Consider the following 14,674-nt stretch of genomic DNA (forward strand, 5'->3'; position numbering starts at 1 on the left):
CGCGAAAGAGGTGTCAGGGAGGGGCTGTGAGCGGCCCGATCACGCCGGCCTGCAGGAATTGCCGCAGCAGCGCGGCACCGGGTCCGGCCAGCGCATCGACGGCCAGGCCATGCGTGGTGGCGAGTCGTTGCAGGTAGGCATGACCTTCCAGCCCAGGCTGTTCGCCGATGCTGGACAGCAGGTACACCGCCAACGGGCTGAGCGTAGCGAAGCGCACTTCGCCATCGGCTTCGCGGCGGACCAGCAGGCCGGTCGGTTCGGTGGGCGGCTGCGTCGGCGCATCCTCGGCACCCAGCCGATGCACCGGCCACTGATACAGCAGCGGCCACGCCAACGGCGAGCGCTGCAGTCGTACGCGCAGCGGATCGACATCACCCGGCGCAGGCAGCCGCTCGGCCTGCAACTGATACAGCGCGGTTTCCACCCACTCGTAGTGGGCCAGTTCGGCCAGCGCCGGGTGCGGCAGCTGCGGCTGTACCTGCAGCCATTGCACGAACTCGGCGGCCAGCTCGGTGAACAGGGGAGTCTGGCAGCGATGGGTGGCGAAGTAGTGGCGCACGAGCGCGCTCCATGCCGGTTCGCCGAGCAGGCGAACGCAGACCGGAAAACCGTTGCTCAGGAGCCCCAGCAGGTTGTTGAACAGCAGGTGCTGGTACACCGCCAGCCGGCGTGGATCCAGGCCGGCTGGTGCCGGCACCGCTTGCGGATCGCGCAGGTGCGCGGTGAATGCATGCTGCTGCGCGCGCAGGGTATCGGCGGCATCAGCCATGTGCAGCTCCGGCATGCGTGGCCTGCAGGCGGCGGATGGTCTGCAGCTCGCCCTGCAGTTCTGCATAGGGCGGAAAATTGAAGTCGCGTTCGAGCAGGGTCGGGCGTGGGCCGATGCGTGCATAGGTTCGCGCCAGCAGCTCCCAGACCGGATCGATCACCGCGCTGCCATGGGTATCGATCTTCAGGTCCGGAGCTTCGTCCAGGTGCCCAGCCACGTGCAGGCAGACGATGCGCTGTGCAGGCAGGCCGGCGATGAAGCTGTCGGCATCGTAGCCGTGGTTGCAGGCGTTGACGTAGACGTTGTTGACGTCCAGCAGCAGGTCGCAGTCGGCCTCGGCGAGCACCGCATTGGTGAACGCCAGCTCGTCCATCGCCGGATCCGGCGCCAGGTAATAGGACACGTTCTCCACCGCGATACGGCGGCCGAGCAGGTCCTGCACGCGGGCGATGCGTGCCGCGGTGTGGCGCACCGCTTCGTCGGTGAACGGAATCGGCAGCAGGTCGTACAGGTGGCCGTCGTCGCTGCAGTAGCTCAGGTGTTCACTGTACAGCGGCACGCGGTGCTTTTCGAGGAACTGGCCGACCTGCTCAAGCAGCTGGGTATCCAGTGGTGCGCTGCCGCCCAGCGACAGCGACAGGCCGTGGCAGCTCAACGGGTGACGCTGCGCCAGTTCGGCCAGCGCGTCACCGGCGGGACCACCGACGTGGATCCAGTTCTCCGGTGCACATTCGAGGAAATCGAAATCGCCTGCCGGAGCGTCACGCAGATCCTGCAGCAGCGCCCTGCGCAGGCCCAACCCGGCGGCCGCCGCGCGAAGCGGCGACCGCGGGTGGACGGCGCTGGCGCGGACGTCAGTGCTTGCCACCGCACTTGCCTTCGCCGCACTTGCCTTCGGCCGACTTCTTGTCGCCGGCCTTGGCACCGGCGGCAGCGCCTGTCGCAGCCTTGCCCTTGTCGGCGCCACACTTGCCTTCGCCACACTTGCCCTCGGCAGCCTTGCCCTTGTCACCACCGCACTTGCCCTCGGCGCTCTTGTCGTCGGCACCACACTTGCCTTCGGCGTGCTTGGCATCGGCAGCTTTTGCCGCCTGGCCGGCGACCAGATAGCCCTGGGCGAGGTCGCTCATGCTGAAGGCCGAGGCACTGGCGGTCATGCCCAGGCCGGCGGCCAGGGCGGTAGCGGTCAGCAGGGACAGCGTCTTGTTGGAACTGCTCATCGGTATTGCTCCTGGGTGGTGGGCAGGTGCCCGGGGTGAATCGATGGTGCAGCGATCCTACTCAACGAATCCTCGCCAAGTACTCAAATTTTCGTGAGATTTGTTACAGAAGCATCCGGCAGCTTCGCACCGGGCAGGCCCGGCGCCCACAATCCGGGTGGCATACCCCAAAAAAAGAAGGCCGCTGTCACCAGGACAGCGGCCACCTTGGAGTCGTCTCCGGTGTTGCAGTGCAGCGTCAGATCTGGCCGGTGCTGGAGGTCTCGTCGCGCTTTTCACGCGGCGGCAGCGGCTGCTCACCGTGCACCAGGAACCACACGTTCTCGGCGATGTTGGTGGCATGGTCGCCCACGCGCTCCAGGTTCTTGGCCATGAACAGCAGGTGCGTGCACGGGGTGATGTTGCGCGGGTCTTCCATCATGTAGGTCAGCAGCTCGCGGAACAGCGCGGTGTACTGCGCGTCCAGGCGGGCGTCGTCTTCACGCAGTTCCAGCGCGGCGTCGGCGTCGTTGTCGCGGTAGGCGGCAATGGCACGGCGGACCTGCTGCGCGGCCAGGCGGCCCAGCGCACGCAGGCCCTGGATCTGCGGCAGTGGCGGCACCTTGCCCAGCGCGATCGAGCGCTTGGCGACGTTGGCGGCATAGTCACCGATACGCTCGATGTCGGCCGGAATGCGCAGGCCGGCCAGGATTTCGCGCAGGTCGCGCGCCATCGGGCCACGCAGCGCCAGCCGCATCACGTCGTGGCTGATCTGCTGTTCCAGCGCATCGATCGCTTCGTCGTTGGCGATGATGCGATGGGCAGCGTTCTCGTCGCGCTTCTCGATCACGTCCATCGCCGCTTCGAGCTGGGCGACGGCCATTTCGCCCATGCGCACGATTTCGGCCACCAGGCGCTGCTGCTCTTCGTCGTAGCTCTTGACGATGTGGTCGTTGGGAAGATTCATGGTCTGCAATCCGGGTAGAGCCAGGCCATGCCTGGCTGGGACATGTGGCGAAGGGACGGCGTCGATCAGCCGAAGCGGCCGGTGATGTAGTCCTCGGTCTGCCGCTGCGACGGCTGCGAGAAGATCACTTCGGTGCGGTCGTGCTCGATCAGGTCGCCCAGGTACATGAAGGCGGTGTAGTCGGACACGCGGGCGGCCTGCTGCATGTTGTGGGTGACGATCACGATGGTGTACTCGTGCTTGAGCTCTTCCACCAGCTGCTCGATGCGGCTGGTCGAGATCGGGTCCAGCGCCGAGGTCGGTTCGTCCAGCAGCAGCACCGACGGGCGCAGGGCCACGGCACGGGCGATGCACAGGCGCTGTTGCTGGCCGCCGGACAGGCCCAGTGCGCTCTGCCCCAGCTTGTCCTTCACTTCGTCCCACAGCGCGCCCTGGCGCAGCGCCTGCTCGACGCGGTCGGCCATGTCGGCCTTGCTCAGCTTCTCGTGGTGGCGGATGCCGTAGGCCACGTTCTCGAAGATGGTCATCGGGAACGGCACCGGCTTCTGGAACACCATGCCGACCTTGCTGCGCAGGCGGTTCATCGGGTACTTCGGCGACAGGATGTTCTCGCCGTCCAGCAGCACCTCACCGCGCGCTTCCAGCTTCGGGTACAGCGCGTAGATGCGGTTGAAGATGCGCAGCAGGGTCGACTTGCCGCAGCCGGAGGGACCGATCAGCGCGGTCACGCGCTTTTCCGGAATCTCCAGGTTGATGCCCTTCAGGGCATGGAACTTGTCGTAGTAGAAGTCCAGTCCACGCGCAGCCAGCTTCACCGGCGACGGCGTGTGCAGGCTCTCGTGCGAGGACGGCACGGCGATGCGCTGCATCGGCACGGCGTTGGAAAGGTCGTTCATGGCGTTATCCACGGAAAGGTCAGTCATGGGAGATACGGTTGCGCAGCAGGATGCCGCGGGCGGCAAGGCTGACCAGCAACACGAAGACAGTCAGCACCAGGGCACCGGCCCAGGCCAGCACCTGCCAGGATTCGTACGGGCTTCCGGCGAACTGGTTCATCACCACCGGCACCGAAGCCATCGGCTGGAAGATGTTGTTGTTCCAGTACTGGTTGCCGAAGGCAGTGAACAGCAACGGTGCGGTCTCGCCGGAAATGCGCGCCAGGGCCAGCAGGATGCCGGTGATGATGCCGGCCGACGCACTTCGGTACAGCACCTGCACGATCACCTTCCACTGCGGGATGCCCAGCGACAGCGCCGCTTCGCGCATCTGCGAAGGCACCAGGCGCAGCATCTCGTCGGTGGTGCGCACCACCACCGGCAGCACGATGAAGGCCAGCGACAGGGCACCGGCGAACGCCGAGAAGTTGCCGCCGGTCTGCATCACGTACAGGGTGTAGACGAACAGGCCGAGCACGATCGACGGGGCCGACAGCAGGATGTCGTTGACGAAGCGGACCACGGTGCCGGCTTTGCGGGCGTTGCCATACTCGGCCAGCCAGGTGCCGGCCAGCACGCCCAGCGGCGTGCCGATGCCGATCGCCAGCGCACACATCACCGCGCTACCGAAGAAGGCATTGGCCAGGCCGCCTTCCTGCATCGGCGGCGGTGTCATCTTGGTGAACAGGTCCAGGTTGATGCCGGCCAGGCCCTTGGAGGCCAGGGTGAACAGGATCCAGCCGAGGAAGAACAGGCCGAACAAGGCGGTGGCACAGGAGGCGGTGATCGCAACGACGTTGCCGATGCGACGGCGCAGGTACAGCGAATCAGCGGTGGTGGACATCAGTTGCCCTCCTTGCGGGACAGGCGCATCAGCATCAGGCGGGCAATGGCCAGCACCACGAAGGTGACGATGAAGAGGACGAAGCCGAGCAGCAGCAGGGCCGAACGGTAGGTTTCAGTGGCTTCGCCGAAATCGTTGGCGATCAGCGCGGCGATGGTGGTGCCCGGTTCCAGCAGCGACGGCGACAGGCGCACGCTGTTGCCGATCACGAAGGCCACCGCCATCGTCTCGCCCAGGGCGCGGCCAAGGCCGAGGAAGATGCCGCCGATCACCGCAGAACGGGTGTAGGGCAGGACGATGTCCCAGCTCACTTCCCACTTGGTGGAGCCGAGCGCGTAGGCCGATTCCTTCAGGCGGGTCGGTACGGTCAGGAACACTTCGCGCATCACCGAAGAGATGAACGGAATGACCATGATGGCCAGCACGAAACCGGCGGTAAGCATGCCGATGCCCAGCGGCGGGCCCTGAAACAGCGGGCCGATGACCGGCCATTCGCCCAGCGTCTCGTTGAGGAACGGGGTGACGTACTCGGTCATCACCGGCACCAGCACGAACAGGCCCCACATGCCGTAGATGATCGAGGGGATGCCGGCCAGCAGTTCGATGGCGGTACCGATCGGGCCACGCAGCCAGCGCGGCGCGACTTCGGTGAGGAAGAAGGCGATGCCGAAGCTGACCGGCACGGCGATGACCATCGCGATGATCGCAGTGACCAGGGTGCCGTAGATCGGGGCGAGGGCACCGAACTTGTTTTCGACCGGATTCCAGTCGGCGGAGAAGAAGAAGCTCAGGCCCTGCATCTGTAGGGCATGGCGGCCGCCCCACAGCATCGACAGCGCGGCGCAGGCCAGGGCGATCAGGACGAAGATGACGGTGCCGACCAGCACCCATCGGAACAGTTTGTCGTTGCGGGCATCACGCGCATCACGCGTGGACGAGGCGGCTACAGGCTGGGCGATGGCATTCATGGGGACGGCGGGGCCAGGAAGGGGCGGGGCGGTACGGCGTGGAAGAGGCGGTGCCCGCGCGGGGCGGGCACCGTCATATCCATCACTTCAGGTCGGTCGCCCAGTAGGCCTCGATCTGCTTGACCAGTTCGGCCGGCAGCGGCACGTAGTGCAGCTCGTTGGCCTGGGCCTGGCCGTTCTCGAAGGCCCACTTGAAGAAGGCCAGGGTGTCCTGGTTGCGCTTGGCGTCCTTCGGCTGCTTCTGCATCAGCATGAAGTTGGTGGCGGTGATCGGCCACGCCTGCTCGCCCGGGGCGTTGGTGATGACCAGGTTGAAGTCCTTGGCGCTGGCCCAGTCGGCGCTGGCAGCTGCAGCGGCGAAGGTTTCCGCGCTCGGCTCGACCCAGTTGCCGGCCGCGTTCTGCATGGCGGTGTACGGCATGCCGTTCTGCAGTGCGTAGGCCAGTTCGACGTAGCCGATCGAGCCCTTGATCTGCTTCACGTACGAAGCAACGCCTTCATTGCCCTTGCCACCGACGCCGTCCGGCCACTGCACCGAGGTGCCTTCGCCGACCTTGCTCTTCCATTCCGGGCTGACCTTGGACAGGTAGTTGGAGAAGTTGAAGGTGGTGCCCGAACCGTCCGAACGGTGGACCAGGGTGATCTTGCCGTCCGGCAGCTTCACGCCCGGGTTGGCAGCGACGATGGCCGGATCGTTCCAGGTCTTGACCTTGCCCAGGAAGATGTCGGCCAGCAGGGCGCCGCTCAGGCGCAGCTTGCCGGCTTCCAGGCCTTCAATGTTGACCACCGGCACCACGCCGCCGATGGCGGACGGGAACTGGGCCAGGCCGGCCTGGGCCAGCTCTTCGCTGCTCAGCGGCTTGTCGGAGGAACCGAAGTCGACGGTGCCGGCCTTGATCTGGGCGATGCCGCCGCCGGAGCCGATCGACTGGTAGTTGATCTTGGCGCCGGTGCTGGCGTTGTAGTCAGCCGACCACTTGGACACCAGCGGGAAGATGAAGGAAGCGCCGGCGCCGGACACTTCGGCGGTCACCTTGGCACCGGCAGCGGCCGGGGCGGCGGCACCGTCGGCAGCCGGCTGCTGCGCGGCCTGCTTGTCGCCACCGCAGGCCGACAGGCCCAGGGCGATGGCCAGGGAAAGGGCGGCAAGGCCGGCCGAGTGCAGTTTCATGGTCACTCCATAGCGGGGTAGAGCCGACGTCGTCGGCGGATGCGGCTATGAAATGATGTTTTTGTTACAGCCGTATTACGCCCATGACAGAGGTGTACTGGATCACGTTCTGACAAGGGTTTCACGGGGTTGGCCGCGGTCCGGGAGACCCCCGGAGACCCCGGATCTGCGCACCGATATGACGGCCGGGGCTCTACAAACGCTCTTGCCTTTGCGCATGCCTTTCATGACCCCACCGCGCCCCCGATGAACTGTCGAGAGGCGGTGGGCCAGGGCGTGCAGGACCGTCCACGGCATGGATGCCGTGGCCGAGCCCCCAGGGACGGGTTTACGGCGTGTCCTGCACGCCCTGGCCCACCGACTCCCCCACGGATCAGCGAAGGCGCAGCGCTCTTCACGACCAACCCCCCAAAAACAAGAAGAGCGCGAGATCTCGAGGATCTCGCGCCCGGGTGGGATCGGCGGGGGAGAGAGGACCCGCCGATCCCGTTCCTGCGGGGGAACGCGCTTACTTCAGGTTCTGGGTCCAGTACGTTTCGATCTGGCGCACCAGGCTGTCCGGCAGCGGCACGTAGTCCAGCTGGCGGGCCTGCGCGTCACCGTTCTTGTAGACCCAGCGGAAGAACTCCTGGGTCGCCTTGCCGTTGGCGGCGTTCTTCGGGGCCTTCTGCACCAGGATGAAGTTGGTGGCGGTGATCGGCCAGGATTCAGCGCCCGGGGCGTTGGTCATCACCAGGTAGAAATCCTTGGCGTTGGCCCAGTCGGCGCTGGCGGCCGCGGCGGCGAACGAAGTATCGCTCGGCTGCACGAACTTGCCGGCGGCATTCTTCATCGCGGTGTACGAGAGCTTGTTCTGCAGCGCGTAGGACAGTTCAACGTAGCCGATGCCGCCCTTGATCTGCTTCACGTACGCGGCAACGCCTTCATTGCCCTTGCCGCCGATGCCGGCCGGCCACTGCACCGAGGTGCCTTCACCGACCGAGCTCTTCCACTCCGGGCTGACCTTGGACAGGTAGTTGACGAAGTTGAAGGTGGTGCCCGAACCGTCCGAACGGTGCACGACGGTGACCTTGGCGTTCGGCAGGGTCAGGCCGGGGTTCAGCGCGGCGATGGCCGGGTCGTTCCAGGTCTTGATCTTGCCCAGGAAGATATTGGCCAGCACGGCGCCATCGAGCTTCAGCGCGCCCGGGGCGATGCCGGCCACGTTGACCACCGGCACCACGCCACCGATCACCGACGGGAACTGTGCCAGGCCCGAGGCGGCCAGGTCTTCCGGCTTCAACGGCGCGTCGGAGGAGCCGAAATCAACCGTCTTGGCCTTGATCTGCGCAATGCCACCGCCGGAACCGATCGATTGGTAGTTGACCTTCTTGCCGGTCGCGGTGCTGTAGTCGGCCGACCACTTGGACATGACCGGATAGATGAACGAGGCGCCCGCGCCGGTGATATCGGCGGCATTGGCGGCGAACACGGACGATGCGGCCAGGATGGCGACAGCGGCGCGCGACTTGAAGGCGTGGATCACGGGAGAGACTCCTGGGGTGGTGGTCGAGGGGCGGTTGCCCGACGTTTCGGTGCACATTCCATAACGGTTGCGTGACACGCCCGCGTCTGTCATATGACGCGGATGTGACACGCGTCATGAAGGGCGCTGCGGGCTTTATGCCGTGCTGCAGCCCGCGGCGGCGCGGGCAACGTTGCGACGAAGAAGGCACGGCCGGAGCCGTGCCTTCGCGGTCGAACGCAGGCGGCTGGTCTTACCAGAAGAACTGCGCGCGGGCTTCCAGGATGTTCGGGTCGTCGTTGACGAAGCCGCGGGCCGAGGAGCTGTACTTCTTGCTGTCGACCATCACGTAGTTGAGCATCAGCTTGAAGTTCGAGCGCCAGTACCAGTTGGCACCGACGGTCCAGATGTCCATCTTGCCGCCCAGCACGCCATCGACGATCGGCGGACGACCGGCCACCGGGTTGGCGGCGAGGTTGCCGTCGTTCAGATCCATGTGGTCGTAGCGCACGCCCAGCTGCCACTGGCCGCCGGCCGGGTTGTTCGGCAGGCCGGTGCCCGGGGTGCCGCCCTTGTAGCTCCAGGTTTCGCCGGTGACATTCCACACGCCGCTGACGTAATAACCGTCGCTGGTGTAGTTGTCATGGGCGTAACGCTTGGCCTTGCTGGTGTAGTACTCGGCCTGGGCCTTGAACGGGCCCTGGAAGTACATCGCTTCGGCGCCGATGGTGCTCACGCGGTCGGTGTCGGTCATGTTGCCGCCATCGACCAGGCGCGCGGTGGCCAGGTCGGCGTTCGGGCGGGCGCGCACGCGCAGGGTGTCCGCGTCGGTGTCGTAGTCGACGTAGCTCAGGCCGAAGTGCAGGACCTGGCCCTTCTCGTTGATCGGGGCGAAGGTGCCACGCGCGCCGTAGCCGCTGCCATGGGCCAGGTTGCGGGTCAGTTCGCGGCCGAAGGCGCTGGCCGTGATCGACCAGTTGTCCTGGCCATAACTGTAGGCGCCGCCGAGGCGGCGGGCCACGGCGTAGGTGTTGGTGACAGCGGCCTTGGAAATGAAGTCGTTGTTCTTGGTGCTGGACAGCTCTTCCAGGCTGTTGGGCTGCTTGAACTGGCCGACCTGGATGAAGTGGTTGGCGTTGCCCAGCAGCTTGTACTTCACGTTGGTGTCGAGGAACTTGTCGGCCTTGGCGTCATAGCCGACCACCCATTCCACGTTGCCCGGGCCCTTGCCCTTCAGCACCAGCTCGGCGCGACGCAGTTCGAATTCGCTGTTCTTGCCGTTGCCGGCGTCGCCACCGTTGAGGTCGGTCAGGTCGTTGTCGAACCAGTTACCGTCGGCCTGGACCAGGCCTTCGAAGGTGATTTCCGAACCGCCGATCACGTCGATGGCGACTTCGGCGTGTGCAGCCGGCACATACAGCGCAGCAGCCACGGCGACCGTCAGGAGTTGGTGATGCAGTTTCATGGAGAGGAGCCTTGCAGGCAGGTGGGAAGATGCGCGCAGGCTAGATCGTGAAGATTGCGTAAATGTGACAGTTCGCGCACGAGCGCACTCCGCCGCAGGCCCCGTCACGGCAGGGCCCGCTGATGTAAACGCTTGCATGTGACGCTGCCGTTGCGCACGGATTGCAGTACATCCGCGCCATCCGTGGATGCTTTCTCCGATCCTCGACCGGCGGGCTACGCCACGGTTTTTTCCTTGAACCGGCACAGATCGGCAATCACGCATCCCGGGCAATCGGGCTTGCGGGCCTTGCACACGTAGCGCCCGTGCAGGATCAGCCAGTGGTGCGCATCGAGAAGGAATTCGGCCGGAATTGCCTTGACCAGCCGATCCTCGACCTCGCGCACGTTCTTTCCAGGGGCCAGCCCGGTGCGGTTGGCGACGCGGAAGATGTGCGTGTCCACCGCCATCACCGGCTCGCCGAACGCGGTGTTGAGCACCACGTTGGCGGTCTTGCGGCCCACGCCCGGCAGCGCTTCCAGCTCATCGCGATCCCGCGGTACTTCGCCGCCATGCTTTTCCAGCAGGATCGCGCAGGTGGCGATCACGTTCTTTGCCTTGGCGTTGAACAGGCCGATGGTGGAGATGTACTGCTTCAGCCCTTCTTCGCCGAGTGCAAGGATCGTTGCCGGCGTGTTGGCCACCGGGAAGAGGCGGCGGGTGGCCTTGTTGACGCCGACGTCGGTGGCCTGCGCCGACAGTGCCACCGCCACCAGCAGTTCGAACGGCGAACTGTATTCCAGTTCGGTCTTCGGGTGCGGGTTGAGTTCGCGCAGGCGGGTGAACATCTCCACCACGTCGGCACGCGGCATCGCGCCGGCACGCCGCGCCGGGGCGCGTGCGGTCTTCTTCGTGGTGGCCACTACGACTCCTTGCCGCTGGCGCGGGCCTTGGCGCGGGCGAGGATCGCGGCCGCTGCGGCGGGCAGGGCGGGTTTCACGTCGGGCGCCGGGGCCGGGGTGCGCCGCGCATCGCGCTCGGCCTCGCGGCGGGCCAGGCGCACCGCACGGGCGCGGTAGCGTTCGCGTGCAGCCCAGGCGGCATGCAGCTGCTGCTGCGCCTGCTGCAGGCGTTGCGGAAGGTCCGGGTGGCCAGGCAGCAGCTGTTCGTCGCCGGCACGGACGACGTAGTCCATCAGCCCGGCCTGCAGGGCGCCATCGAGATCGTCTGCCTGGACCCGGGCGAACAGCTGCGCGGGGTTGGGTCGGGATGCCATGGCGTCAGCGGTTCTGGAACGCCGGCGGGCGGCGCTGCAGGAAGGCGCTGGTGCCTTCGCGCATGTCCTCGGTGGCGAACAGCAGGCCGAACTGCGCACTTTCGTATTCCAGCCCGGCCTCGAGGCTGCATTCGCCGCCCACGTGCACCGCATCGAGCAGGCCCCGCAGGGCCAAGGGGGCCGAGCGCGCCAGCTGGCGGGCGAGGTCCTGGACGCGCGCGTCCAGTGCGTCGGCCGGCACCACTTCGTTGACGATGCCCAGTTCCAGTGCGCGCGCGGCGTCGATCGGCGCACCCAGCAGGCACAGCTCAAGGGTCGCGGCGCGACCGCACAGGCGCAGCAGCCGCTGGCTGCCGCCGAAGCCGGGAATCAGCCCCAGGTTGATCTCCGGCTGACCGACCCTGGCGGTATCGGCGGCAATGCGCAGGTGGCAGGCCATCGCCAGTTCCAGGCCGCCGCCCAGCGCGAATCCGTTCACGCGGGCGATGACCGGCTTGGGCATGCGTTCGATCTGGCGCATCAGGGCCTGCCCCAGTAGCGAGAAATCACGTCCCTGAACCGCGCTGAGTGTGTTCATTTCGGCGATGTCGGCACCGGCCACGAAGGCCTTGGGGCCGGCGCCGGTCAACACCACCACGCGCACCTCCGGGTCGGTGGCAGCCGCGCTGAACGCCTCGGCCAGGGCCTGCAGGGTCGCGGCGTTGAGGGCATTGAGCTTGTCCGGGCGCTGGACGGTCACGGTGCGGATGGCGCCGTCGTCGGCGACAGCGATCAGGGTATCGGCCACGGGAAAACTCCTGGAACGTTAAAAAAAAGTGATATTGAACTCTGCAAACGCAGACGGGTCATAGCCTGCATCGTGAGTAGCGGTTATACGTTGCGCCCGTTATCCTAACCCGTCGCCTCAGGGCGGCGCAGAACGTCCCTGAGTTACCACCCCTGGAGAACTGTTTGATGAAGTTGCGTTCTATCGCGGTCGCCGTCGCGGCCCTGGCCCTGACGGGCAATGCCTTCGCCCAGGACGTTTCGTCCGAAAAGGGCAAGCTGAGCTACTACTTCGGTTACGACTACGGTAACAACCTGGCGGAGCTGACCGGTCGTGGTGAGCAGCTGGACATCAACTCGGTGGTGAAGGGCCTGCAGGATGCCTACGCCAAGAAGCAGCCGGCGATCACCGCCGAGCAGCTGAAGCCGGCTGTTGAAGCCTTCCAGAAGCGCGAGCAGGGCCGTGCCCAGGCTGCCAAGGCCGAGTACGAAAAGGCTGCTGCCGAAAACAAGACCAAGAGCGATCAGTTCATCGCGGCGAACAAGGCCAAGGCCGGCGTGCAGTCCCTGCCGAGCGGCGTCCAGTACCGCGTGATCGAAGCCGGCAAGGGTGCCAAGCCGACCCAGGCCAGCACCGTGCAGCTGGAAGTGGCCGGTCCGTTCCCGTACGGCCAGCGCCCGACCGAAGCCCGCCCGGCCCAGCAGATCCCGTCGATCAAGGTCAGCGAAGTCGAAATGAAGGCCATGCGCGAGACCCTGCTGCAGATGCCGGCAGGCTCGAAGTGGGAAGTCACCCTGCCGCCGGACCAGGCCTACGGTGCCGACCCGCGCACCCCGTTCCCGCCGAACGTGGCTGTGCAGTTCGAGATCAAGCTGGTCAGCGTCAAGTAAATCGAAGCAGCAGACGAAACGCGCCGGTGACCCCACCGGCGCGTTTTTGTTTGCGCGGTGCGCTGCGCGCCACCTCATCGCGCGCAAATTCAGTCCGATCGCGCTACTGTTGCCGGGTGCAAACAATGGAAGAAACGGCGCGTGTTGTCGCAAGTCCCTGCATCGGAGTGTGCACGCTGGATCCGCACCGGCAATGCACAGGCTGCGGGCGGCATATCGATGAGATCGCGCGGTGGTCGTCGATGAGCAACGAGGAACGCAGCCGCATCCTGCATCGCGCGCAGCCCCTGCGCGAACAACTGCAGCAATCACTGCGTGGCTCACTGGCCGACCACCAGCGACTGATGCGTGCACTGCACCCACTGGCCCAACCGCCGGCCGGCGACGGCTGGAACCGCAGTGAGCTGATCGACCTGCTGCCGCCCGGTCCCCCCGTGGAAGCTGCGGTGCTGGCCGGCATCGTGCCGCGCGCCAACGGCGCACAGGTGATCCTCACCCGTCGCACGGAAACCCTGCGCACCCATGGTGGCCAGGTGGGATTCCCCGGCGGCCGTACCGAACCCGATGACCGCGATGCACTGGCGGCCGCACTGCGCGAGAGCCAGGAAGAAATCGCGTTGGCGCCCGGCCAGGTGCAGCCGCTGGGGTATCTCGATCCCTTCGTGACGATCACCGGCTACCGGGTCACGCCGGTGGTGGCGGTGGTCGATCCGGATTTCATACCGGTGCCGCAGCCCAGCGAAGTGGCCGAAGTGTTCGAGGTGCCGTTGGCGTACCTGATGGCGGCCGACAACCTGCACCAGGTCGAAATCAATCATCGCGGCCGCGTCCGCCACGTCCTCGAATATGGCTGGCCAGGCCAGCGTATCTGGGGCGCAACTGCCGCCATCCTCTACAACCTGCGTCGCCGCCTGGAGCAAGTGCAATGAAGCCGATCGATCCGCCGTGGACCACTCTGGTCGATGTCGCCAGCCTGGCTGCTGCATTGGGTGAAGGCGTACGTGTCGTCGACGCACGTGCTACCGCCAGCACCGCCCTGCGCGTGGTCGATGCCCGTGCTTCGCTGGCCGATCCGCAGGCTGCCGGTAGCCAGTATCTGGCAGGGCATGTTCCGGGCGCGGTGCATGCCGATCTCAACCGCGACCTGTCCGATCTGGGCCGCGTCGGACATGGCCGGCACCCGCTGCCGGACAGCGATGCGTTCGCCGCCAAGCTCGGCACGTGGGGCATCGGTCCCGACACCCAGGTTGTGGTCTACGACGGCAGTGACGGCAGCATGGCCGCCTCGCGCCTGTGGTGGCTGCTGCGCCTGATCGGGCATGCCAAGGTGGCTGTGCTCGATGGTGGCATCGCCGCCTGGCAGGCCGCCGGTCACACCCTGGCCACCGGCCAGGGCGAAGTGACCGCACTGCCGGCTTACCCGGGCCGTTTCGATACTACCCAGATCGCCAATGCCGATGAAATTACCGCCCGGCTGAAGCACGCGCCGGGTTGGCTGGTCGATGCACGTGCGGGCGAACGCTTCCGCGGCGACGTCGAGCCGCTGGATCCGGTCGCCGGCCACGTACCGGGCGCGGTCAACCGCCCGTTCGCATTGAACGTGCTCGACGGCCACCTGCGCGACCCACAGGAGCTGCGCGCCGAACTGCAGGGCGTGATCGGCAATCGTGATCCGCAGCAGGTGGTGCTGATGTGTGGTTCGGGCGTGACCGCCTGCCATCTGCTGCTGGCGATGGAAACGGCGGGCCTGTCCGGCGCGCGCATCTACGCCGACTCGTGGAGCGGCTGGGTGAGCGACAGCAGCCGCCCGGTCGCCACTGGCACCTGAGCCGCGTGGGGTCGGACCCGTTTCCCAGTGGGAAACGGCTCTGACCCCCTTGTGCCCGATTCGCACGCAAAGAGCAGTCGAGCGCGGCTCGACTCTACAAAAGCCCATTCTGA

16 protein-coding genes are annotated in these 14,674 nt (G+C 66.3%); 3 read left to right on the forward strand and 13 right to left on the reverse strand.

Features of this window, described 5'->3' with window-relative positions; genetic code table 11:
* Positions 1-13: 13 nt before the first annotated feature.
* The 13 genes from ACYKG1_RS07105 to ACYKG1_RS07165 all read right to left on the reverse strand — a co-directional run bounded on the left by ACYKG1_RS07105 (position 14) and on the right by ACYKG1_RS07165 (position 11,864).
* Positions 14-769 carry an HvfC family RiPP maturation protein gene (locus tag ACYKG1_RS07105; protein ID WP_262227140.1) on the reverse strand — a complete coding sequence of 252 codons (756 nt, stop codon included), beginning with the start codon at positions 767-769 and terminating at the stop codon, positions 14-16.
* Positions 762-1,637, reverse strand: coding sequence for an HvfB family MNIO-type RiPP peptide maturase (locus tag ACYKG1_RS07110; protein WP_478472234.1), 876 nt, complete (start codon positions 1,635-1,637; stop codon positions 762-764). The genes ACYKG1_RS07105 and ACYKG1_RS07110 overlap by 8 nt, the downstream gene beginning before the upstream one ends.
* Entirely contained in the window at positions 1,624-1,989 is a 366-nt protein-coding gene (locus tag ACYKG1_RS07115) for an HvfA family oxazolone/thioamide-modified RiPP metallophore (RefSeq protein WP_478472235.1), read from the reverse strand. Before ACYKG1_RS07115 ends, ACYKG1_RS07110 begins: the two co-directional genes overlap by 14 nt.
* Before the next feature lie 238 nt (positions 1,990-2,227).
* Entirely contained in the window at positions 2,228-2,935 is a 708-nt protein-coding gene (gene phoU, locus ACYKG1_RS07120; protein WP_049444209.1) for a phosphate signaling complex protein PhoU, read from the reverse strand.
* A 65-nt stretch (positions 2,936-3,000) separates the two neighbouring features.
* On the reverse strand, positions 3,001-3,831 hold the full coding sequence (gene pstB / locus ACYKG1_RS07125) for a phosphate ABC transporter ATP-binding protein PstB (protein WP_005408788.1): 831 nt from the start codon (positions 3,829-3,831) through the stop codon (positions 3,001-3,003).
* A gap of 19 nt (positions 3,832-3,850) precedes the next feature.
* Positions 3,851-4,714, reverse strand: coding sequence for a phosphate ABC transporter permease PstA (pstA, locus tag ACYKG1_RS07130; protein WP_006428262.1), 864 nt, complete (start codon positions 4,712-4,714; stop codon positions 3,851-3,853).
* The gene (gene pstC, locus ACYKG1_RS07135; protein ID WP_100471788.1) at positions 4,714-5,682 is read right to left on the reverse strand and encodes a phosphate ABC transporter permease subunit PstC; all 969 of its coding nucleotides are present in this window, start codon (positions 5,680-5,682) and stop codon (positions 4,714-4,716) included. Before pstC ends, pstA begins: the two co-directional genes overlap by 1 nt.
* 82 nt (positions 5,683-5,764) lie before the next feature.
* Positions 5,765-6,853, reverse strand: coding sequence for a phosphate ABC transporter substrate-binding protein PstS (gene pstS / locus ACYKG1_RS07140; protein ID WP_100471789.1), 1,089 nt, complete (start codon positions 6,851-6,853; stop codon positions 5,765-5,767).
* A gap of 508 nt (positions 6,854-7,361) precedes the next feature.
* Positions 7,362-8,378: a phosphate ABC transporter substrate-binding protein PstS gene (gene pstS / locus ACYKG1_RS07145; protein WP_100471790.1), complete on the reverse strand. Its 1,017-nt coding sequence runs from the start codon at positions 8,376-8,378 to the stop codon at positions 7,362-7,364.
* Between the two features lie 232 nt (positions 8,379-8,610).
* A complete protein-coding gene (locus ACYKG1_RS07150; protein ID WP_100471791.1) occupies positions 8,611-9,822 on the reverse strand; it encodes an OprO/OprP family phosphate-selective porin in 1,212 nt (403 codons plus the stop codon).
* Positions 9,823-10,037: 215 nt separating this feature from the next.
* On the reverse strand, positions 10,038-10,724 hold the full coding sequence (gene nth / locus ACYKG1_RS07155; protein ID WP_100471792.1) for an endonuclease III: 687 nt from the start codon (positions 10,722-10,724) through the stop codon (positions 10,038-10,040).
* Entirely contained in the window at positions 10,724-11,077 is a 354-nt protein-coding gene (locus tag ACYKG1_RS07160) for a hypothetical protein (RefSeq protein ID WP_100471793.1), read from the reverse strand. Before ACYKG1_RS07160 ends, nth begins: the two co-directional genes overlap by 1 nt.
* A gap of 4 nt (positions 11,078-11,081) precedes the next feature.
* Entirely contained in the window at positions 11,082-11,864 is a 783-nt protein-coding gene (locus ACYKG1_RS07165; protein ID WP_478472237.1) for an enoyl-CoA hydratase/isomerase family protein, read from the reverse strand.
* Between the two features lie 167 nt (positions 11,865-12,031).
* Here ACYKG1_RS07165 and ACYKG1_RS07170 point away from each other — a divergent pair, with 167 nt between their 5' ends.
* The 3 genes from ACYKG1_RS07170 to ACYKG1_RS07180 all read left to right on the forward strand — a co-directional run bounded on the left by ACYKG1_RS07170 (position 12,032) and on the right by ACYKG1_RS07180 (position 14,561).
* Complete coding sequence (locus ACYKG1_RS07170; RefSeq protein WP_005408797.1) at positions 12,032-12,733, forward strand: FKBP-type peptidyl-prolyl cis-trans isomerase N-terminal domain-containing protein; 702 nt, start codon at positions 12,032-12,034, stop codon at positions 12,731-12,733.
* A gap of 125 nt (positions 12,734-12,858) precedes the next feature.
* Entirely contained in the window at positions 12,859-13,662 is an 804-nt protein-coding gene (locus ACYKG1_RS07175) for a CoA pyrophosphatase (RefSeq protein ID WP_100471795.1), read from the forward strand.
* On the forward strand, positions 13,659-14,561 hold the full coding sequence (locus tag ACYKG1_RS07180) for a sulfurtransferase (protein WP_478472238.1): 903 nt from the start codon (positions 13,659-13,661) through the stop codon (positions 14,559-14,561). Before ACYKG1_RS07175 ends, ACYKG1_RS07180 begins: the two co-directional genes overlap by 4 nt.
* The last annotated feature ends 113 nt before the right edge of the window (positions 14,562-14,674 follow it).

Source organism: Stenotrophomonas sp. 85239_Sma (assembly GCF_056481725.1).